Annotated in this window: 21 protein-coding genes; 7 read left to right on the forward strand and 14 right to left on the reverse strand. The window is 63.2% G+C overall.

Annotation, left to right across the window (positions count from 1 at the left end; translation table 11 throughout):
• Positions 1-347 (reverse strand): N-acetyltransferase (locus VNZ93_RS24565; RefSeq protein WP_325711787.1); only part of this gene is annotated, 347 nt, incomplete at its 3' end.
• Positions 348-481: 134 nt separating this feature from the next.
• Here VNZ93_RS24565 and VNZ93_RS24570 point away from each other — a divergent pair.
• Together VNZ93_RS24570 and VNZ93_RS24575 are read left to right on the forward strand one after the other, a co-directional pair.
• Entirely contained in the window at positions 482-1,462 is a 981-nt protein-coding gene (locus VNZ93_RS24570; protein ID WP_325711790.1) for a glutathione S-transferase family protein, read from the forward strand.
• 100 nt (positions 1,463-1,562) lie between these two features.
• Positions 1,563-1,994, forward strand: a complete 432-nt coding sequence (locus VNZ93_RS24575; RefSeq protein WP_325711793.1) for a PRC-barrel domain-containing protein — start codon at positions 1,563-1,565, stop codon at positions 1,992-1,994.
• 59 nt (positions 1,995-2,053) lie between these two features.
• Here VNZ93_RS24575 and VNZ93_RS24580 read toward each other — a convergent pair whose 3' ends face one another.
• Positions 2,054-2,500: an NUDIX domain-containing protein gene (locus VNZ93_RS24580; protein WP_325711796.1), complete on the reverse strand. Its 447-nt coding sequence runs from the start codon at positions 2,498-2,500 to the stop codon at positions 2,054-2,056.
• 128 nt (positions 2,501-2,628) lie between these two features.
• On the opposite strand from VNZ93_RS24580, the gene VNZ93_RS24585 reads away from it, so the two are divergent.
• Complete coding sequence (locus tag VNZ93_RS24585) at positions 2,629-3,519, forward strand: metallophosphoesterase (protein ID WP_325711799.1); 891 nt, start codon at positions 2,629-2,631, stop codon at positions 3,517-3,519.
• A 3-nt stretch (positions 3,520-3,522) separates the two neighbouring features.
• On the opposite strand, the gene VNZ93_RS24590 is transcribed toward VNZ93_RS24585, so the two are convergent.
• Both VNZ93_RS24590 and VNZ93_RS24595 read right to left on the reverse strand, forming a co-directional pair.
• Complete coding sequence (locus VNZ93_RS24590) at positions 3,523-4,062, reverse strand: hypothetical protein (RefSeq protein WP_325711802.1); 540 nt, start codon at positions 4,060-4,062, stop codon at positions 3,523-3,525.
• Between the two features lie 18 nt (positions 4,063-4,080).
• A complete protein-coding gene (locus VNZ93_RS24595; protein ID WP_325711805.1) occupies positions 4,081-4,869 on the reverse strand; it encodes a hydroxypyruvate isomerase family protein in 789 nt (262 codons plus the stop codon).
• A gap of 336 nt (positions 4,870-5,205) precedes the next feature.
• Here VNZ93_RS24595 and VNZ93_RS24600 point away from each other — a divergent pair, with 336 nt between their 5' ends.
• Positions 5,206-6,609, forward strand: a complete 1,404-nt coding sequence (locus VNZ93_RS24600) for a hypothetical protein (protein ID WP_325711808.1) — start codon at positions 5,206-5,208, stop codon at positions 6,607-6,609.
• Positions 6,610-6,614: 5 nt separating this feature from the next.
• Positions 6,615-7,541 carry a methylenetetrahydrofolate reductase gene (locus VNZ93_RS24605; protein WP_325711811.1) on the forward strand — a complete coding sequence of 309 codons (927 nt, stop codon included), beginning with the start codon at positions 6,615-6,617 and terminating at the stop codon, positions 7,539-7,541.
• Between the two features lie 73 nt (positions 7,542-7,614).
• Here the strand turns inward: VNZ93_RS24605 and gtdA are convergent, their stop codons facing one another.
• Both gtdA and VNZ93_RS24615 read right to left on the reverse strand, forming a co-directional pair.
• Entirely contained in the window at positions 7,615-8,688 is a 1,074-nt protein-coding gene (gene gtdA, locus VNZ93_RS24610) for a gentisate 1,2-dioxygenase (RefSeq protein ID WP_325711814.1), read from the reverse strand.
• Positions 8,689-8,828: 140 nt separating this feature from the next.
• Entirely contained in the window at positions 8,829-9,593 is a 765-nt protein-coding gene (locus VNZ93_RS24615; protein WP_325711816.1) for a glucose 1-dehydrogenase, read from the reverse strand.
• Positions 9,594-9,655: 62 nt separating this feature from the next.
• Between VNZ93_RS24615 and VNZ93_RS24620 the strand changes: the two genes are divergently transcribed.
• Both VNZ93_RS24620 and VNZ93_RS24625 read left to right on the forward strand, forming a co-directional pair.
• Complete coding sequence (locus tag VNZ93_RS24620) at positions 9,656-10,255, forward strand: nuclear transport factor 2 family protein (RefSeq protein ID WP_325711819.1); 600 nt, start codon at positions 9,656-9,658, stop codon at positions 10,253-10,255.
• 39 nt (positions 10,256-10,294) lie between these two features.
• On the forward strand, positions 10,295-11,407 hold the full coding sequence (locus tag VNZ93_RS24625; RefSeq protein WP_325711822.1) for an NADH:flavin oxidoreductase/NADH oxidase: 1,113 nt from the start codon (positions 10,295-10,297) through the stop codon (positions 11,405-11,407).
• A 45-nt stretch (positions 11,408-11,452) separates the two neighbouring features.
• Here the strand turns inward: VNZ93_RS24625 and VNZ93_RS24630 are convergent, their stop codons facing one another.
• The 8 genes from VNZ93_RS24630 to egtB all read right to left on the reverse strand — a co-directional run bounded on the left by VNZ93_RS24630 (position 11,453) and on the right by egtB (position 19,337).
• On the reverse strand, positions 11,453-12,007 hold the full coding sequence (locus VNZ93_RS24630; RefSeq protein ID WP_325711826.1) for an NADPH-dependent FMN reductase: 555 nt from the start codon (positions 12,005-12,007) through the stop codon (positions 11,453-11,455).
• A 9-nt stretch (positions 12,008-12,016) separates the two neighbouring features.
• Positions 12,017-12,577 carry an NADPH-dependent FMN reductase gene (locus tag VNZ93_RS24635; RefSeq protein ID WP_325711831.1) on the reverse strand — a complete coding sequence of 187 codons (561 nt, stop codon included), beginning with the start codon at positions 12,575-12,577 and terminating at the stop codon, positions 12,017-12,019.
• Between the two features lie 160 nt (positions 12,578-12,737).
• Positions 12,738-13,718: a tripartite tricarboxylate transporter substrate binding protein gene (locus VNZ93_RS24640; protein WP_325711834.1), complete on the reverse strand. Its 981-nt coding sequence runs from the start codon at positions 13,716-13,718 to the stop codon at positions 12,738-12,740.
• 322 nt (positions 13,719-14,040) lie between these two features.
• Positions 14,041-15,120, reverse strand: coding sequence for a malate/lactate/ureidoglycolate dehydrogenase (locus VNZ93_RS24645; protein WP_325711836.1), 1,080 nt, complete (start codon positions 15,118-15,120; stop codon positions 14,041-14,043).
• A gap of 2 nt (positions 15,121-15,122) precedes the next feature.
• Positions 15,123-16,136: an ABC transporter substrate-binding protein gene (locus tag VNZ93_RS24650; RefSeq protein WP_325711839.1), complete on the reverse strand. Its 1,014-nt coding sequence runs from the start codon at positions 16,134-16,136 to the stop codon at positions 15,123-15,125.
• Positions 16,136-17,008, reverse strand: coding sequence for a fumarylacetoacetate hydrolase family protein (locus VNZ93_RS24655; protein WP_325711842.1), 873 nt, complete (start codon positions 17,006-17,008; stop codon positions 16,136-16,138). The genes VNZ93_RS24650 and VNZ93_RS24655 overlap by 1 nt, the downstream gene beginning before the upstream one ends.
• A 122-nt stretch (positions 17,009-17,130) precedes the next feature.
• Positions 17,131-18,108: an L-histidine N(alpha)-methyltransferase gene (gene egtD, locus VNZ93_RS24660; protein WP_325711845.1), complete on the reverse strand. Its 978-nt coding sequence runs from the start codon at positions 18,106-18,108 to the stop codon at positions 17,131-17,133.
• Entirely contained in the window at positions 18,108-19,337 is a 1,230-nt protein-coding gene (egtB, locus tag VNZ93_RS24665; protein WP_325711848.1) for an ergothioneine biosynthesis protein EgtB, read from the reverse strand. The genes egtD and egtB overlap by 1 nt, the downstream gene beginning before the upstream one ends.
• Positions 19,338-19,412: the final 75 nt, after the last annotated feature.

Here is a 19,412-nt window from a genome sequence, read left to right on the forward strand (position 1 = left end):
CCGACCAGGATCATCAGCTTGTGGCCCCGCTCCCTGGCGTCAGCCAGTGCCCGCTGCATCAGGGCGAGCCCGATACCACGGTCGCGGAATGGCGGCTCGATCGTGAGCGGGCCGAGAAGGAGCGCCGGCGTGTCCCCGATCCGTACCGGCGACAGCCGCAGCGATCCCACCAGAAGCGTCCCGACACGGGCGGTGTAGGACAGCGTCAGGTCGTGCGCGATCCCCTCGCGGATCCGGTAAGCCGTACGGGCAAAGCGGCCCGGCCCGAACGTGCGCTCGTGCAGCCGATCGATGGCCAGCGCGTCGTCTTCGGTCTCGGGGAGGATCGTGATCGAGAGGTCGGTCATTCGGTGATGTGGGCCAGGGACAGGGGCCGCAGGCCGATTAGCACCTGCAGCCGGCGAAATCCATGGTCCGCCATGCGAATTTGCCGCCTGGCGCGCCGGGTGCCATATCAGCGGCGGCAACAGCGGAGCGCGGAATGGGTTTCTTCCTCGACGGGATCTGGCACGACACCTGGCACGATACGGCCAAGACCAAAGGCCGATTTGAGCGCGAGGCGACCCGCTTTCACAACTACATCACGCCGGACGGCGCACCGGGACCAACCGGCGAAGGCGGCTTTGCCGCGGAGGCCGGCCGGTACCACCTCTATGTGTCCCTCGCCTGCCCCTGGGCGCATCGCACGCTGATCTTCCGCAAGCTGAAGAAGCTCGAGGACCTGATCTCGGTGTCGGTCGTCTCGCCGATGATGTTCGAGCGCGGCTGGACCTTCAACCGCGACGAGGGCTCGACCGGCGATCACCTGCATGGCGCTGAGACGCTCGGCGAGATCTATCTCAGGACCAATCCGAAATATTCGGGCCGCGTGACGGTGCCGGTCCTGTGGGACAAGAAGCGCGGGACCATCGTCAACAACGAGTCCTCCGAGATCATCCGGATGTTCAACTCGGCATTCAACGGACTGACCGGAGACACGACGGATTTCTATCCGCAGGCGCTGCGCGCCGACATCGACGCCATCAACAAGTGCATCTATGACACCGTCAATAACGGCGTCTATCGCACCGGCTTTGCCACCACGCAGGAAGCGTACGAGGAAGCATTCGCGCAACTGTTCGAGACGCTGGATTTCATCGAAGGCCGGCTGTCGACGCAGCGCTATCTCTGCGGCAAGACGATCACCGAGGCCGACTGGCGGCTGTTCCCGACGCTGATCCGTTTCGATGCGGTCTATGTCGGACACTTCAAATGCAATCTGCGCCGGATCGACGATTATCCAAACCTGTCAAATTACACACGCGACCTTTACCAATGGCCGGGCATCGCGGAGACCGTAGATATCGATCAATACAAGCGGCATTATTACGGCAGCCACAGGGGCATCAATCCGACCGGCATCGTTCCCGTCGGCCCCGCACTCGAATTCATGCGCCCGCATGATCGCGGACGATTCGGCTGACAATGGAACCTGTGCGTGTCGATGAAAAATCCGACACCAGCCGGAACATTGCCGCGCGCGCAGACTTTGCCTCCTGTCATCACCTGACGGAGGAAGAAATATGAAAACCCCTGCAATCGTCATCGCCGCAACGCTGCTGGCGACGCCCGCTTTCGCGCAGACCACGGCGCCGCAGCCGAATGCGCCGGCGGCGACCAACCAGACCATGAATAAGCCGGCGACGGGCCAGTGGCGCGCGTCCAAGCTTATCGGCGTCAACGTCTACAATCAGCAGAACGAAAAGCTCGGCGAGATCAACGAACTCATCATGAATTCGTCCGGCCAGGTTGCAGGCGCCGTGATCGGCGTCGGCGGCTTCCTCGGCATGGGCGAGCGCGACGTCATGGTGCCGCTCAATCAGCTGCGCTTCTCCAGTGACGGCGCGACCACGACCGGCTCCGCCAATAATGGGGACCACAAGTGGTATCCGGAACGCGCCGTGCTGAATGCCAATAAGGACCAGCTCAAGGCGATGCCGGAGTTCAAGTACTAACCGACGACCGACCGGTCGCGCGAGAGGGGTACCGCGCTTCGCGGCCCCTCTCGCTTCGCTTACCAGTGAGCCGGCGGCGCCATGCCGTCGAGGACTTCTGCGATGCGGGCGCGTGTCGCAGCTGTCGTATCAGCCGGCAAATCGTCACGCGCGAAAAACCCGTGTGCGACGATCTCGGCATTCGGTTGCGGCTGCGTGCTCTGCCTGAACGCTTCGGTGACATACAACGCCACGTGATCGCGTCCCGACGCATTCCGGTTGTGATAGACGGCGAACAGCCGCGGCTCCCGAAGAAGCTCGATATTGCCCTCCTCCATCATCTCGCGATGGAGCGCTTCAAGCACGGTCTCGCCGACCTCCACCCCGCCGCCGGGAAGGTGCCAGCCGGGCACGTAAGAGTGCTTGATGAGAAAAATCCGCCCCTCCGGATCGATGGCCATGCCGCGCACGCCGAGCGTCAGCCCGCGCGAAAAGCGCCAGTAGAGATGCATCAGGCGTCTTATCATGTCTCGGAATCCGGGCTCGACGCGCCGGCGCGATAACGGTCGCTGTGACGGCGTCGTCATCGCGTCGCGGGGTGCGATTCACTATAGTCTGAATCGACTCAGCTCCGGAAAGCCGTCACCGTCCCCTCATGTTCGTTCTTGCGCATCTGTCGGACCCGCATCTCGGCCCCATGCCCTCGGCCCGCATCCGTGACCTCGCGGGAAAGCGCGCCATCGGTTATATGAACTGGCACCGGCGCCGGAAGACATTCCATCGCACTGAGGTGTTGTCGCGGATAGTGAACGACATCAAGGCGCATCATCCCGACCACATCGCGGTCACCGGAGACATCCTCAACATCGCGCTGCCCGGCGAATTCGCGCCCTCTCGCGTGTGGCTCGATACCGTCGGCCCCGCGCATGACGTGACATTCGTGCCCGGCAACCACGATGCTTATGTGCGCAAGGCCGCGCGCGAGTGGCATTCGCACTGGGGCGACTTCATGAAGGGCGACACCACAAGTGCCGACCAGTTTCCGTTCGTGCGCCGGCGCGGCGACATCGCACTGATCGGCCTGTCGAGCGCGATCACCACCGCCCCGTTCATGGCGACCGGCAAGATCGGGGCGCCGCAATTGCATGCGCTGCCCGAGCTGCTGGACAAGCTGGCGGCCGACGGGATGTTTCGCGTGATCCTGATCCATCATCCGCCGGTGACCAAGCCGGCGCACCGCTTCAAGCGGCTGATGGATGCCGCCAAGTTTCGCGATGTGCTGCGCCGTCACGGGGCGGAGCTCGTGCTGCACGGGCACGACCATATTCATTCGCTGGTGATGCTCGACGGACCATCCGGAAAAATTCCCGCTGTCGGGGTGCCGTCGGCGTCTGCCATCGGCGGCGAAGGCGAGCTCGCGGGATACAACCTCTATGCGATCGCGAAGGCCGGGAATGGCTGGCGCTGCGAAATGACGAGCCGCGGACTGACGCACGGCAGCGACCTGATCGTCGACCTGGGCAAGCAGGAACTCGCAGCCGCCTGAGGCTCAGCCAAACAGCAGCGCCGCAGCTCCGAGCATCGCCGCGCCGATCAGCAATCCCGCGATGAACGCGAGGATAGCGCGCCGCGGATCCTGCCGCGGCCTTTCGCGGCGCGGTTCTGCGGATTGAGCGAGTGCGCGTTCGCGCTCGATCAGGCGCGCGGCGACATAGCGGGTGATGGCTGTCGCGGTTTCCTTGATATCCGGCGTCTCCGCAAGGACCTTGCGGCCGTAGCGCGTCTCCTGCACGAACCGATAGGTCCGCTTGTCGCGTGCCATCAGCACCGACGCCGTAACGTCGATCCAAAGCCGCGGAACCTCGCCGCGGCTGACGCCGCGGTCGAAGATGTCCACATTCGCCGGGATCTCGGCGAAAACGGGATCGAGCGCGTCGTTCAGCATCTCGAGCCGGGCCGCCTCGGCGTCCCGCATTTCGAGTACGACGCCGGATCGCTCGGCCGTCTCGATACGGACCTGACGCAGCGCCTCCTTCAGCGGAGAAGCGGGCGCCGGCGGGCTGTCATTACGTTTCTTGCGTCCCCACATGAGGCGAAGGTAACGCCGTCAGCGAGTCTGTGAAAGTGTCCCGGCCGCCTGGCGCAGCCATCCGAGGCCATCCTCGGTGCGCCCCCGCGGGTGGTATTCCGCCGCCACCCATCCGGCGTAACCGATTTCATCGAGGCCGCGGAAGATTTCCGCATAGTTCACCTCCCCCTCGTCCGGCTCATGGCGCGATGGAACCGCAGCGATCTGCACATGCCCGATCAGGGGCAGATGCGCCTCGAAGCGCCTCAGCAGGTCGCCGCCCATGATCTGCGCATGATAGAAATCGAACTGGATGCGGATATTCGGCTTGCCGGTCTTCGCGATGATGTCGGCGGCGTGCTCCGGGCGATTGAGGAAGTAGTTCGGCCGGTCGCGATTGTTGATCGGCTCGATCAGGAGCGTGATGTCCTTTTCGGCGGCGATGTCGGCGGCGCGCGACAGATTCGCGATATAGGTCCGCTCCGCCGCCGGCCGCTCGTTCACCGGGACGAAGCCCGCGAGAACATGGATCGCACGACCGCCGATGGCGGTAATGTAGTCCAGTGCCTGCGTAAACAGCGCGTCGAAATCACGCTCCCGGTTCGGGACGGCGGCAAGGCCGAATTGCCCCTCGCCGCCTCGCTCGGTGTTGATCCCCAGCATGGCGAGGCCATGCCGCTCGATTTCGTCCCTGAGCGCGCTGGGCGACGTTGTATACGGGAACTGGCCTTCGACAGCGCGGAAGCCGCCCGCCGCCGCAGCACTCGGACGCTCGATCAGCGGCTTTTCCAAGAACAGATAGGCGATATTGGCTGCAAAACGGGGCACTGGTCTTCTCGCCGGAACGGAATCGTTCTCCCTTGTATCAAACAGCGCCGACGCTGGTTGCTGTGCACAATCGATACGAAATCGTGGGTTTTGACCTCCTAGCGTAGCGCCAGTGGGCAACCGAAACACGCCCCAGTCGTCCATAACTCACAGGCCAAAATTCGAAATAAATCGTTATATATCAATATATTATTGATTTTGGGCAAATGCCCACTTCAACCCCCACATAGGGAGTGGGACGTTTTGTGGTTGACCTCCTGTATACAAGGGCGTTCGATGACCACAAAAGAACAGTGCTTTCTGTACTGGCGAGGATAACGAGCGAGGGACCGTGCGATGAACGCACAGGAGCTGCTGCAGGAAATCTCTGACTATTGCCGACAGGCTGGACTGGCCGAATCCACATTCGGCCGGCGAGCCGTAAACGACGGCAAGCTGACCAGCCGGCTGCGCAACGGTGGGCGCATTACCACCGAGACGCTCGATCGCATTCGAACCTTCATGACCATTCACAATGGAAGAGAAAGCGCGCGTCCAATGATCATAGAGCGGGGTGCCCGTCCCACGACCATCGATCCCCTCCCGGCGAGCCCTGTGCACGCCAACGCCAACGACGACGGCAACCGCGAATTCCGGTTCTTCGACAACCGGCAGAAATATCTCCTCTTCGTGAATACCTGCAGCGAGAAGTGGGTGGTCGCGAACAAGGTCGCGCAGGAGCTCGGCAACATCCATCCGCGCCCGCCGGCCGTTCGGCTGTTCGATGCGGGTCTTGGCGACGGCACCGTGCTGACGCGCGTGATGCGCGCGATGCATCATCGTTATCCGAACATGCCGTTCTATATCTCCGGCAAGGAGATCAGCCTGGAAGATATCCGGCTGACGCTCGAAAAGATGCCGGACCGGCTGTTCGAGCATCCCTCCACGGTGCTCGTGCTGACCAACATGTATTACGCCGAGGCGCCGTGGCTCACGGTGAAGTCGACTGCGGCCGCCAACAGCCTCGTCTGGCACGAATGCGCGCTGACCGGTAACACCTCGCACGATTTCGAAGAGCAGATCACCGGACTTCAGGACTTCCTGTCCGAGAACTGGAAGGCCGGCGTCAGCCCGAAGACCGGCAACCCGGTTTACGAGCGTCCAGTCGTGCTCGTGATCTACCGTCAGGATCACAAATTCCTGCTCGACCCGATCATCCCGCGCCGAGGCGCAGCCAACGCCGATTTCGATCTCATCATCGCCTCACAGCCGTATCGCGCACGCGCTTCGGCAGAGTTCAAGGCGCAAAAAGTGATCGCTCCGCTCGCGCGAGCGCTCGGTCCGGGCGGACGGCTGATCGCGATCCATTCCTACGGCAACGATCCCGCCTCCGAGATCGTGCAGAGCGTGTGGCCAAACGACAATCCATTCGAGACCGATCGCCATGCGATCCTGCGCGAAGTGAAGAAAGCGCTGGGACCTGCCGCGCGCGACCTCAACTTCAACACCTACGCCGATAACCGCGCCATCTTCCGCTACGACATGCACACGCTGCCGAGCGAAGTGACGGGGTCGATCGGCACCTCGACCGTGCTCGCGGCATGGAACGCCGCGATCTATGTCTCGCAAGTCGAGGACGAACGTCTCAACGAGGCGGTGAAAGACTCGCGCTACCTCGAGGCGACGCGCGAGGTCCTGCGCAAGCATAACGGCCTCTGGTTCAACGACGAGTCCTACGTCATCTCCCGCAGAAGAGAATAACGACAATGGCCGCCCCGCTCCGCAAGCCGTCGCCTCGCTTCGACTCCGAGACGGTCGACGATATCCGTGCGTTCCTGACGGACTTCTCGCTCGAGGTCACGCGCCCCAAGCTCACCGATCTTGAAGCGATCCGCGACAGCGCGGGCGCCGGCATTCGCGTGTATGTCAGCGCGATCCCGACCCGTCCGTCAGCGGAACTCATCGAGCAATCGGCGATGGTCCGCAAGGTCGGACTCGAGCCGATCCCGCATATCGCCGTGCGCAACTATACGAGCCGCGACGAATTGTCGGGGATTATCGGCCGCCTCGCGAGCGAGGCCGGCGTGCGGCATGTGCTGGTCATCTCGGGCGACCGCGGCGACTCGTCGGGGCCGTTCACGGCGTCGCTCGAGATCATCGAAAGCGGAATCCTGCAGCAGCACGGCATCACCAATGTCAGCATCGCGGGGCACCCGGACGGGCATCCGGTGGTGGCGAATGACGTGATGTATCGCGCCCTGCTGGCGAAGATCGAAGCCGCCGAGCAGAGCGGGCTCACCGCCGACATCGTCACGCAATTCGCTTTCGACGCGAACGGAATCACCCGCTGGGTGATGAAGATGCGCGATCTCGGGATCGAGGCGCCCATCCGTATCGGGCTTGCGGGTCCGACCAATCTCACGACGCTGCTGAAATACGCGCAGCGCTGCGGCGTGAAGGCGTCGATCGGCGGCATCACCAAGCATGCCGGCCTGGTAAAGAACCTGTTCGGCGTCAGCGCGCCGGATTCCATCGTCCGCGTGCTCGCGGGCGAGAATGCGGCCGGCTCGCTCGGCAGCGTAGCCGTGCATTACTTCTCGTTCGGCGGCGTCGCCGCGACCTCGAAGTGGGCGGCGCATGCCGCGCAGGGCCGCTTCACGCTGGAAGGCGACGGCTTCACCGTCGAGCCATAGGCCACTTACGTCATCGCAACAAAAAAAGCCCCCGCTCGCGCGGGGGCTTTTTCGTTCTGCGGACTGGCGCAGATCAGTTCACTTCGCGCCAGATGCCGAGCGATTCCTGCATCGGGCGATCCGAGATCGAGAACAGCACGCTCTGATCGTCGGCCTTGTGCGAATACTGCTTCCAGGACGGGATCACGAACACGTCGCGCGGACCCCATTCGAACACTTCGCCGTCGATCGTGGTCTGACCTTTGCCCTCGAGGCACGTGAAGATGGTGCCATCGGTCGAGCGGTACGGCTGACCCTTGAAGCCCTTCGGCAGCAGCGACAGATGCGCCCCCATGGTCGGGGTCGACCAACCGCCATTGAACGGATTTGCGTAGCGCAGCCGGAAGCCGTGATACGGGTTGATGTCGTCGGTCTTCGCCATGCGGTCGAGGATCGGACGCACCCGCTCGTAGGCGTAATTGATGATCGGCGATTCTTTCTTGGTGTTGGTGCCATCCGGCAGCACACCCGAGCCGTAACGCCACAGCGAGTCGTTGTCGGTGAACTTGGTGTTCTGCACCGCCGAGTCGAGATGCTCGGAGAACGCGGTCTCGAAGAAGTTGATGGTCGGCACGTCGAGCACGTCGAGCCAGATCATCGGCTTGGCGGACTCGTTGCCGTGGTCGTGCGCGGTCCAGCTCGGGGTCAGGACGAAGTCGCCGTATTTCATCAGCGTCTTCTCGCCATCGACCTGGGTATAGGCGCCCTCGCCGTCCAGGATCAGACGGATCGCGCCGGCAGTGTGCCGATGCGCGCCGGCGATCTCGCCTGGCAGGATCAGCTGCAGGCCGGCATAGAGCGAGGGCGTGATGCGCGACTGGCCGCGCAAAGCGGGGTTTTCCAGCACGAGAACGCGGCGCTCGGCTTCTTCAGCGGTAAGCAGGCCGCCAGCCTCCTCCACCATCGGTTTCACGTCGTCGAAGTGCCAGATGGCCGGGGCGGCGATGGATTTCGGGCTCTTGGCGACGAGGTCCTTCAGGACCTCCCACAGCGGCGCCATGTCGCGCTGGGAGATCTTCTCGTAGAAGGCCGCGCGCTTCGGATCCTTGCTGCCTTCGTAAACCTTGGCCTTCTTGTCGCTGAGCTGAGCGGCGCTAGCGGTCGCCATGCCTTCCTCCTTGCCAAACTCTTTGGATGGTTGCTTTGACAATAGTCGCAAATCGGCCCTGATCCTAGGGGCTGCCCACCGCGGCATATCTGCCATTCGGGCTTTCACCGGATGGGTAATTCAGCAGCCGAGGCCGCCGATCAGGTGTTAACCGAGCCCCCGTCCACCGCAATGGTCTGGCCGGTCACGAAATCGCTGTCCGGCGACGACAGGAAAACCAGCGCCCCGAGCAGGTCCTGAGGAAACTGGTCGCGCTTGAAGGCGCGGCTGCCGACCACGCGCGCTTGCAGAGCCTCGTCATGGGTCCCGCTGGCCACCAGCGTCTCGCTCATCACAAGGCCCGGCGCGAGCGTATTGACGCAGATGCCATGCTCGCCGAGTTCGCGCGACAGCGTGCGCGTAAAGGTCGCAATCGCCCCTTTCGAGGCGGTGTAATGCAGCATGCCCGGCAACCCCTTGTAGACGGTGCCCGAGCCGATATTGATGATCTTGCCGTACTTCCTCGCGATCATATGCGGGACCGCGTGCTTCACGGTCAGGAACGATCCCCGGACGTTGACGGCGAAAACCTTGTCCCAGAGGTCCACATCGATGTCCTGAACCTTGGTGTGCTGAAGCGGGGCGAACAGCGCCGCATTGTTCACCAGGATGTCGATCTTGCCGAACCGCTCGACGGTCTTGTCCATCAGCGCCTTGACCTGGTCCTCGCGGCTCACGTCGCAGGTCACGCTCATCGTCGCATTGGCCCCATATTTTGAGGCCAGATCGCGCGCCGCCTCTTCACCCCCTGAAATATCGGCGATGACGACGCCCGCCCCTTCTGCGGCCAGCGCCTCCGAATAATGGCGCCCGATCCCCTTCGCGCCACCCGTAACGATTGCGGTCCGCCCTACAAGCCTTGCCATGTCTGTCCCAGCCTTTAGAAAGTCGGCGGGACTTATGCACTGTTGTAGGAAGAAAGCGCAATATGACCGGACGTACCGAAGACCGCCTTGCCATCCGCGACCTGGTCGAGAATTGGGCCGTTTTGCGCGACGCACGGTTGTGGGATGAATTCCGCAAGGTCTGGCACGACGACGGCGTGATGCAGGCCACCTGGTTTCAGGGCACCTGCGACGAGTTCATCAAGGTCAGCCAGGAGGGTTACGACAAGGGCGTACGGATCCTCCATTTCCTGGGCGGCATGAATATCGAGATCAACGCCAACCGGGCGATCGCGCAGACCAAGATGACGATCTCCCAGCGCGGTCCGGTGGACGGCGTGATGTGCGACGTGGTCTGCACCGGCCGCTTCTACGACTTCTTCGAAAACCGCTTCAGCAAGTGGGGGCTCGTGCTGCGCCAGCCGATCTACGAAAAGGATCGCTGCGACCCGGTCGATCCGTCCGCGACCCTCAAGCTCGATCAGGACATTCTGAAGCTCTACCCGGAAGGCTACCGGCACCTCGCCTATCTGCAGCACAAGATCGGCTACAAGGTGAAGCGCGACATGCCGGGCCTCGACGGCCCTGAACTTGATGCGCTCTATGCGCGCGGCAAGCGCTGGCTGGAGGGCGGACCGCTCTAATACGCTGCAAAGAACCAGCGCGCGGGGGGAACGATCGCGATGGCTTCCATGCTCTTCTCGCCCTTCACGATGCGCGGGCTGACGCTCGCAAATCGCATCGTGGTGTCGCCGATGTGCCAATACGCGTCGGAAGACGGGTCCGCGACCGACTGGCACATCCAGCATCTCGGGAGCTTCTCGCTCGGCGCGGCCGCGCTCGTCATGACCGAAATGACGATGGTGAGCCGGGTCGGGCGCATTTCCTACAAATGCGCCGGACTTTTTTCGGACGAGAACGAGAAGGCGCTGAAGCGCGTGATCGATTTCTGCAAGTCGGTCGGCGTCGCGAGGCAAGGCATCCAGATCGGTCATGCCGGCCGCAAGGGATCGACACAGCCGCCGGGTCTGGGCGGCAAACCGCTGACAAAGGACGAAGGGGCGTGGGAAACGCTAGGACCCTCCCCGATCCCGTTCGGCGAAGGCTGGCCCGTTCCGCGCGAGATGACCGAGGCCGACATGAAGCAGGTCGCTGACGAGTTCGTCAGCGCAGTCCAGCGCGCCGACCGCATCGGTTATGATCTCGTCGAGATACATGGCGGCCATGGTTATCTGCTGAGCCAGTTCATCTCGCCGCTCGCCAATCAGCGCAAGGATGAGTATGGCGGCTCGCTTGAGAACCGCATGCGCTTTCCGCTCGAGGTGTTCGCCGCCTGTCGCGCGGTATGGCCGAAGGACAAGCCGATGGGCATCCGGGTGTCCGCAGTGGACTGGGTCGACGGCGGCACCACGATCGAGGATACGGTCGCCTATGCGAAGGAGCTGAAGAAGCTCGGCTGCGACTACGTCGACGTGTCGAGCGGCCAGGTCGATCTGCGTCAGCAGATCCCGTTCGCGCCGGGTTACAACGTGCCGTTCGCAGCGACGGTGCGCCGCCAAGCGCAGATTCCCACGATGACGGTCGGGCTGATCGCACAGGCGCGTCAGGCGGAAGAGATCGTCGCGTCGGGCAAGGCCGATCTGATCGCGATCGGCCGCGGCGCGATGTACGATCCGCGCTGGGCCTGGCATGCCGCCGAAGAGCTTGGCGTCGAGACCGAGTATCCGCCGCGCGGCAAGGCCGCTCATCCGTCGATGCGGCCGCAGGTGTTTCCCGCACGGGCGAAGAGCGCCTAGCCGACGCGAAAGCGAGGTCCCCGCTTTCGCGGGGACCTGCGCAGATTACACCTTCACCCGCCGCACGAACGCTCCGAATGCGTCGAGCTGCTGCTTCACCAGATCGATCGTGGGCTGATCCTTCAGCGCCACCGTCTGCGCATCGAACTTGTCCTTCGCGAAGGCGATCTGCACTTCCGGCTTGATGAAGACCAATGCGTCGATCGAGGCCAGCGTCTGACGCATGTGGTACTGCATGCGCGAGCCGCCGAGCGGACCGACCGACGCCGATTGCAATGCGACCGGCTTGTCCTTGAACGGCTGGTCCTTGGTCTTGGATACCCAGTCCAGCGCGTTCTTAAGCGCACCCGGAATGGTCCAGCCATATTCCGGCGCGACGATGATGACGCCGTCAGCGGCACGCAGGGCATCGCAGAGCGTCATCACGTCGGCCGGCACCGGCAGATCCTGATTGAAATGCGGAAAGCTGGCGTAGCCCGGCGCCGCCGTGATGATCATGTCGGAGGGCGCGAGAGACGGCAGGAGCCGCGCAAGGCTCGCATTGTAGGAGTCCTTGCGCAGGCTGCCACAGATCGTGACGATATTCAGGCTGTTCGCCATCGGAGCGGCTCAGGCCTTGTGCTGCTTGTGGCGCTCGATGAACTTTTCAAAGCCCTCGAGCTGCTGCTTGATGATGGTCCGGGTCGCCTCGTCCTTCAGTTCACCGGTCTTGTCGTCGAACTTGGTCTGCGCGGCGCCGACGAAGATTTCCGGCTTGTTGAACACGAAGGCGTCGAGGAACACCATGATGGTGCGCGCGTGATACTGCATGCGGGCGCCGCCGAGCGGGCCCATGGAAGCCGATTGCAGGCAGACAGGCTTGTTGGCGAAGGGCTGGTCCGTCATGCGCGACACCCAGTCGATCGCGTTCTTCAGCGCGCCCGGCACCGAGTAGTTGTATTCCGGCGTCACGATGATCACGCCATCGGCCGCGCGGATCGCATCGGCCAGCGCGGTCGCCGCTGGCGGAAAGCCTTGGGCCTGCAGGTCGGCGTTGTAGAGCGGCATTTCGATGGACGGCGATGCCTTGATCGTCATTCCGGCCGGTGCGAGCGCCGGCAGCGCGTTCGCCAGCATGCGGTTGAACGAGGCTTTGCGAAGCGAGCCGCAAACCGTAATCACATTCGACATTTCGGATACCTCTTGGACGCTCGATCTGAGGGGGCGAGGACGGGTGCCTTCCCGGCGGGCTCGCTAGATAGCGGGCACGGACCGAAAAGTCACCCGCATCAAAAGAAAAGGCCGGCGCCCGGGGCGCCGGCCTTTCCCCCTCTGGACGGGCGGAGCAGTCTTAGCGCTGCTCGATACCCGCCTTTTTCATCAGATCGCTCCACTTCGCGATCTCGGACGAGACGTGCTTGGCCAGTTCGTCGTTGGTCGAAGTCTTGACCACGATCCCTGTTTTCGCGATCGCCTGCTTGACCTCGTCCTTCGCAAGAACCTGGTGGACCGCCTTGGTGAACTTGTCCACCACCGGCTTCGGAGTGCCCGCAGGCATCGCGAGGCCGTACCAGCTGGTGACGTCGTAGCCCGGCACCCCGGCCTCGGCGAGCGTCGGCAAATCCGGATAGGCCGGATTGCGCTCGCGCGAAGTCACCGCGAGCGGCTTGACGTTTCCGGTCGCGATCTGCCCGCGCATGGCCGGAAGCAGTTCGAACGTCAGCTGTACGTCGTTCTGCATCAATGCGGTCACAACGTCCGGCGTGGTCTTGTAGGGGATGTGCTTGATGTCGGTGTCGGACAGGACGCGGAACAGCTCGCCCGCGAAATGCTGGGTGGTGCCGACGCCACCCGCAGCGCCGTAATTGTATTTGCCGGGGCTCGCCTTGGCCTGCGCGATTACGCCCTTCACGTCTTTCGCCTCGAATTTCGGCGATGACACCAGCAGCAGCGGCACGGTGCCGATCTGCGTGACCATCTGGAAGTCCTTCACCGAGTCGTAGGGCAGCTTCTTGTAGAGCGCGCCCGCGACCGCATGTGCGTTGCTCAGGACGAGCACCGTGTAGCCGTCCTTCTCGCTCTTGGCGACCTGATCCGCCCCGAGCGTCGAACCCGCACCCGGCTTGTTCTCGACCACGAAATTCTGGCCGAGCGTCTCCTGCAATTGCTGGGCGATGATGCGGCTGACGATGTCGGTGCCGCCGCCGGGACCATAGGGCACCAGGAATTTCACTGAGCGCGTCGGCCATTCCTGCGCGACCGCCGGTGCACCCACGGTGGACAAAATACCGAGGCCGACACCTGCCGCCACAAGCCACGTTTTCAGATTCATTCCTGATATCCTCCCGATTTTCGTCCGTGAACGCTCGCGGTGTCTCCGCGGCGCGTCGTGCTGGCTTCCTTGCGGCACGACTTGGACGCGGCTGTCAAGTCAGCGAACCGCGCAATCGATATTCTTGAGTACGTAGCGGATGCGACAGAATCGCCCACCTTCTCGCGTCTGCTCTCCGATCTCGGCGTGCCGCGCAGCAGCTTTTTCACCTTCTCAACAATCTCCTCGCACGCGCTTCACGATGCGAGTTGGCGAACGTGCGCCGCTCCATGCCGTCTCATCAGGCAAGATCGTGCTGTCTTCACCAGCGTGCGCCGCCGCCTCACTGCGAAAGCAGGCGATCGTCAACACCGACAGAACGCGCGGTTGCGCGCAATGCGTCGCACGTTTCCTCGGTGAGAGGGACACCCTCCCTCAACCGCTCGGCGCGACGCCGCGCCTCCGGTTCGCCTGGCAGCAAGACCGGCTCGTTCGCATCGATCGGCTTCGCGCTCTTCACATAGGCGATAAAGCGCGACAGCTCCGCGGGCAGTACATGGTCGGGGTCGATCCGCTTCGGATCGACGTAGAAGGAGAACATGCCCTGCGACCAGCGTTTCTCCGGATTGGATGCACCGTTTCCGGTAAGCGCTCCGCCGATTAATTCGCACATCAGCGCGAGGCCCGAGCCCTTGTGATCGCCGAACGCGCGCAATGCACCCTTGCCCTGCTTGTGGTCGCGCGTCGCCGACGACGGATCGTAGTCACCGTAAAGCTCGCGCGGGTCGCCGCTGGCTTTGCCCTCTGCGGAGACAAGCGCGTCCGCGGGCAGCTTCTTGCCGCCCTGACTGGCTACCAGCACCTTGCCCTCGGCAACCAGCGACGTCGCAAAATCGAGAATGACCGGCAGCCCGCCCGGATGCGGCATGCCGATGCAGACCGGGGCAGTCGAAAAGCGCCGATCGATACCGCCAAACGGCGCCACCAGAACCGAACCCGCGACGTTGACGAGGTGCACCGAGACGAGGCCGTGCTCGGCCGCCATCTCGGCCCATTCGCCGACGCGCCCGACATGGCCGGAATGGCGCAAGCCGATCGCGGACAGACCATGCGCCCGGCACTTCTCGATGCCGAGCATGACGGCCTGTGGCGCGATGGTTTGTCCGAACCCGAACTGTCCATCGAGGATTGCGATCACGGGCGTGTCGACCACCCGCTTTACGGTCTGATCCGCGATCAGCATGCCGTCGCGCTTCCAGGCCGCGTAGCGCGGCACGCGCGCAACGCCGTGACTGTCGTGACCGGTGAGATTGGCATTGACCAGATAACGGCCGATGCGTTCGGCTTCCGCGCGCGAGGAGCCAAGCGACGCGAAAATGTCAGCGACGAAATCCGCAAGCTCCTGCGCATTGACCAGCGGCATTGCTACGATCCTTCCCCGGCGGCGATCGCAGGCGCCACCACATCCTTCCAGCTCCAGATGCCTTCCTTCAGCCGGTTGTCACGCCGCAGATAGGTCGCAGCCGCCTCGATGCCGAAGACGCCGCTTCCGAAATCGTCCTGCAGGTCACGGAGGATGCCTTCGACCATGCGCGCATCGAGTGTGTGAGACGGCTCCCATTTCAGCCACACCATCGCGGCGCGTTTCGGATCCTTGCGGATGACATTGGACGCTTCGTCGATGGCCTTCGCGAGCACGTCGGGAAGTTTCGGATGCGATGCGAGCGAAGCTTTCGGCGAAGCCATCACCAAGAACGAGGTCTTGCCGCCCATGATTTCAGCCGATGAAGTGACGGCCCGCACCTTCGGATCGCGTAGGGCAAGCTGGGTGAAAGGCGGCGAGGAGAAATAAGCCGCGATCCCCTTGCCGGAGGACAACGCCTCGACCGAGTCCTGATGCGGCATCACGACAAGCTGCTGACGCACCCGATCCCGACCGCCAAACCAGGGGCTGGTCTGCATCCGCAGATACGTTACCTGCGGCGCGTTCAGCATCGGCACCGCGATCTTGTCGGCGGGCTTGATGTCGTCGAGCGCGCGGATATCCGGCCGCGCCGTCACAAGCACAAGCGGAAGTGTCGTGACACCCGATATCGCCTGCAATTCCTGTGCAGTCTGGCGCGTCGCATCGCGCGCCATCAGAAAGGCGGGAACGCCATAGGCGCCGGCCGCGATCTCACCCTTGGCGAGCGCCTGGCGCATGGGCGCCGCTGTCTGATAGCGGCGCACCACGAGCTTGCCGTTCAGGCCATTGGCCTTGGCATGTTTGTCGAAGAGGCCGAGGTCCTGCGCGATGAACAGCGGGAGAAAGCCGATGCCGTGGCCAACCCCGATCGCGATCTCACCCGGCCTTTGCGCGCGTTCGCTCTTGGCGCGCGTCTGCGCGGCGCAGGGCGCCGCGAAGACCAGCGCGACGAAAAGCGTCGCGAGTGCGCGCATCAGGCTTTCTTCTCGTCCTCGATCGGATTGACGAGAATGCCGACGCCCTCAATGTCGATTTCGCAGACATCGCCGTGCTTCATCCAAAGCGGCGGCTTGCGCGCGTGACCGACGCCTGACGGGGTGCCCGTGACGATCACGTCGCCCGGCATCAGAGTCATTCCCTGGCTGATATCCACCAGCGTCTCGGCGACCGGGAACAGCATGTTTGCGGTGTTGTCCGACTGGAGGACGTTGCCGTTCAGGCGCGTTTCGATCTTCAGGCCGACAGCGCCGGGCGGCAATTCATCGGCCGTGACCATCCACGGTCCGAAGCCGCCGGTCATGTCGAAATTCTTGCCCATGTCCCACTGTGCGGTACGGCGCTGGAATTGGCGGATGGAGCCGTCGTTGAAGCACGAATAGCCCGCGATGCAGGAATAGGCGTTGTCCATCGTCAGGTGCTTCGCCTTCTTGCCGATCACGATCAGCAGTTCGCACTCATAGTCGAGCGTCTCGGAGACCAGCGGGCGGATGATCGGCATCTTGTGCGGCACAAGCGAGCTGGTGCAGCGCATGAAGATCGAAGGCGCGGTCGGCTTTTGGTGACCGCCCTCCTTCGCATGCTCGAGATAATTGAGCCCGAGGCAGACGATCTTGCCCGGATTTGCGACCGGCAGCGTGTACTTGATCCCGTCCAGCGGACGGCGGGCCGCGGCCGGCGCCTTCTTCGCCGCATCCGCAATGGCGGACAGGTCGCCGCCCGAGCGCGCCAGCACTTCGCCGAGATCGGCAGGAATATTCGGATCGACGGCTTGCAGATCGATGACCTGATCGCCTTCCACGACGCCGAGATGCAATGTTCTGTCGAGTTCGAAACCGACGATCTTCATATGGCGGAAATCCCGATTGGCTTATTGGCGGACAGCTAGGGTCCAGGCGGGGGATGTTTAGCCGCTCGCCGTCCGCCCGCCAAGCCGGTGGGATTGCATGTCGCCCAACCGCCAGCGGCAGGTTATGGCTGTCCCAGCGCGCAGACGGCGAAATTGCCTTTGGCGTCCGTCCAGCTATCCAGCAGGGTCCAGCCCGCCCCGCGAGCCAGCGCGGCGAAGGATTGCGGGCTGTATTTGTAGCTGTTCTCGGTGTGGATCGTTTCGCCCGCCCGGAACTCGAAGCTGGCGCCGGCGACGGTGCCCCTCTGCCGGGCCCGGCTCGCCAGATGCATCTCGATGCGCTTGCGGTCGCGGTTGTAGAAGGCATGGTGCTCGAATGCGTCGAGCTTGAAATTACCTCCGAGCTCGCGGTTGATCCGGCGCAGCACGTTGAGATTGAACCGCGCGGTCACGCCCGCGGCGTCGTTATAGGCCGCGTTCAACACCGCCTCGTCCTTGACCAGATCGACGCCCACCACCATCACCGCACCCGCGCCCAGAATGGTGCCGGCATGGCGCAGGAATGAAGCGGCCTCGTGTGGTTCGAAATTCCCGATGGTCGATCCGGGAAAGAAGCCGATCTTCGGCAAATCAGCGACGACATCGGGCAATGCGAACGGCTTCATGAAGTCGGCCACAACCGGCAGGATCGCCAGATTGGGATAGCTGTTTCGCAAGGTCGCAGCCTCGGTATTCAGGAAATCACCTGCAATATCGACCGGCACATACGCCTTCAGCTTGCGCGCAGCGTCGAGCAGGAAACGCACCTTGATGCAGGCGCCGCTGCCGAATTCGACCAGCGCAGCGCCGGTCGGGAAATGCTGGACCATCGCGCGCGCCTGCATCCGCAGGATCTCGTGCTCGCTGCGGGTCGGATAATATTCGGGCGTGCGCGTGATCTCCTCGAACAGGCGCGAACCTTCGCTGTCGTAGAAGTATTTCGGCGGGATGCGTTTCGGACTGGCCGACAATCCCGCGATCACGTCATTCGCAAAGGATTCGCTGCCACTTACGGCGGGAGCCGCAAGCGGCGCCGCAAGCACGCCGGGTTTACGAGCCATTACACATACTCCGCGAGCCTGAGCCCGGTGAATTGCCAGCGTGCCGGCGGGTGAAAGAAGTTGCGATAGCTCACGCGTGCATGGCCACGCGGTGTCGCGAGCGAAGAGCCGCGCAGCACCATCTGATTGACCATGAACTTGCCATTGTATTCGCCGAGCGCGCCTTCAGGAGCGCGGTACCCCGGATAGGGAAGATATGCGCTGCGCGTCCATTGCCACACGATGCCGAACGCATCGTCGATCAAATCGAGCCGCGCGGCGACTTCCCATTCCGTCTCGGTGGGCAGATCCTTGCCCGCCCAGCGCGCGAATGCATCGGCCTCGTAATAACTCACGTGCATGACAGGCGCGCCGGGATCGACCGGCCGTAGCCCGCCGAGCGTCATCGCATGCCACCGGCCATCGACGTGTTGCCAGTATCCCGGCGCCTGCCAGCCATCGGCTTCACACCTGGCCCAGCCGTCGGATAGCCAAAGCGACGGCGTCGCGTATCCACCGTCCGCCATGAACTCGATCCATTGCGCGTTCGTGACAAGGCCGCGGGCAATGCGCATCGGCTGCGTCAGCACGCGGTGCTGCGGCCGCTCATTGTCGAAATGAAAGCCATCGCCATCGTGACCGATCTGATGGATGCCTTGCGGGATCTCGACGTAAGTTTCGCCGCTCTGCGCCTGCGGCGGCGACCAGGATTCGTCGTAGACCGGGTGCGTGGGATTTTGCGAGAACGCATGCAGGATATCGGTCCAGAGCAATTCCTGGTGCTGCTGTTCGTGATGCAGGCCGATTTCGATGATCGGTGCGATCTGAGCGAGAAGCGCATCGTCTGCATTCTCGATCAGGCTTTCGATCGCTTGATCGACATGCGTGCGATAGGCTGCGACATCCTGCGCATTGGGCCGCGTGATCAGCCCGCGCTCCGGGCGAGCATGTCGTGGACCCGCGGCGACGTAATAAGAATTGAACAGGAAGGGAAACCGCTCGTCGAAGATCCGATAGTCCGGCGCGTAAGGGATCAGCAGGAAGGTTTCGAAGAACCAGGTCACATGTGCGCGATGCCACTTGGTGGGGCTCGCATCCGCCATCGATTGGACGATCTGATCCTCGGGTGAAAGGCGCGCCGCCCGCGCCTCGGTCTCGCCGCGCACCGTCCGAAACGCGTCGACCCAGTACCGGCGGGCCTCTACCAGATCGTGGGAGGTGCTCAGTTCACGCAGACTGGTCGATTGCATCGGAGAGGTCCCTTGGGGGCAGACCCGGGAGAGATGGTGCGCCCTTGGTGAAACTCAATCAATGCCGGCGTGAAT

The organism is Pseudorhodoplanes sp. (genome assembly GCF_035565795.1).
In the GTDB taxonomy this organism is placed as follows: domain Bacteria; phylum Pseudomonadota; class Alphaproteobacteria; order Rhizobiales; family Xanthobacteraceae; genus Pseudorhodoplanes.